Annotated in this window: 2 protein-coding genes; one reads left to right on the forward strand and one right to left on the reverse strand. The window is 48.2% G+C overall.

The window, feature by feature from the left end; translation table 11 throughout:
* Positions 1–90: 90 nt before the first annotated feature.
* Complete coding sequence (cas2, locus tag LKK83_RS00030; RefSeq protein ID WP_324628695.1) at positions 91–372, reverse strand: CRISPR-associated endonuclease Cas2; 282 nt, start codon at positions 370–372, stop codon at positions 91–93.
* Between the two features lie 593 nt (positions 373–965).
* Between cas2 and LKK83_RS00035 the strand changes: the two genes are divergently transcribed.
* A complete protein-coding gene (locus tag LKK83_RS00035) occupies positions 966–1,208 on the forward strand; it encodes a hypothetical protein (RefSeq protein ID WP_324628696.1) in 243 nt (80 codons plus the stop codon).
* Positions 1,209–1,514 lie beyond the last annotated feature (306 nt).

Below are 1,514 nucleotides of genomic sequence, written 5' to 3' on the forward strand. Positions count from 1 at the left end.
TCTTTAAATTGTTTCGGTAAAGTTTTCCATAATTTTTCTCTCGCCAACGGGTTTCCCTACCGCCGGGAAACCCCACCGCCCCCATCCCCATTAAATCACCACCGATTCCGGAACCCTACTGGTCGGCGGTCCGATTCCCCAACTTTGGATTTGCAACATTGTGTGACTGGAAAGGGGATAAAATCGCAGGCTATCTTGGCTGAAATTGACTTTTTTCCGCAGTTTTTGGCACAATTCCTTAAATTTGCTTTGGGTTAATCGACATTCAAAGGTTGAATATTGCACCCAAGTGCCATATGCTTTTAACAAGTCGTGAACTTTTTGGCGACGCTTGTTGCAGGGAATATCGTACACAATCACGTAGAATAACATGAGGGATATTTTGTCAAATTTCTATACATTAAAATCCTCCACTCGCCACCCCCGCTAGGAACGTGGCAAATCCATTGAAAATCGCCACGCTGACGTTGCGGACTAAAGCGGCGCGAGTCGAGAAATATAGCATAAGTGAGTTCCTCCGTTTCGGGTGGAATGTGATGGATAGTTCCACCCTAAAGAGAAGCTTCAACACAAACCAGGATTTTGGCGCGAACGAGGAAATTTTTGTTGGTGGTTGGTCATTGGTCGTTGGTGGTTGGTGGTTCGTCATGGGTCATTTGACCCGGAACCTTCCGACCTGTGACCCCATGACCACCAACCCCCAGCAACCAACCCCCAACCCCAATCACCAATGACAAATGACCAATAACCAATAACCAACCCCCAACCCCCAGCAACCAACCCCCAACCCCAATCACCAATGACAAATGACCAATAACCAATAACCAACCCCCAGCAACCAACCCCAATCACCAATGACAAATGACAAATGACAAATAACCAACCCCCAGCAACCAACCCCCAACCCCAATCACCAATGACAAATGACAAATGACAAATGACAAATGACAAATGACAAATGACAAATGCCCCTCCTGCGACCGGGTCGGCAAATCCCCGAAATGCCGATTTTCTCGTTTACCCGGTCGATGTCTCTCCCAGAAAGGGTTTCAGCGTTTTTGGCGGCGGCGCGATCGGGTGGCTGTAGCTACATTTTCCGACCCCGTCGCAAACCGGGTCTGGAAACCTTGCCAGCTATGGTTTACAATTTAAGGGGTCGGGTGCGATTCGTTCCCGCAAAAGCGGAAGGTAAAACGCCTGAAGCGTAAGTGGGGCAAGGAACACAGCCCTCAAGAGCTGACCCCCCCACAGGACGGTAAGTCCGATGGTTGGCCGAAACAAAACGGTATAAACTGATACAAAAAAGTCAACCAAAAACCTCGGAAAACTAAAGGTTAAGAGAATTTCACACTTCTTTACAAAATCTTTACAATCCGACGGAAAACTGGGAAGAACCTTGACAACTGAATGTCGATGGTGGTGAAAGCCCACCCCATAAAGTGTGTCATGTGAAAGCACCTCCCCCACGGTAGCGACTGGTCATCAATCCGTGAAGCGGGGAGGAAAGGTGGTTA

The sequence above is a fragment of the Phormidium sp. CCY1219 genome (assembly GCF_035615515.1).
GTDB lineage: Bacteria > Cyanobacteriota > Cyanobacteriia > Cyanobacteriales > Laspinemataceae > CCY1219.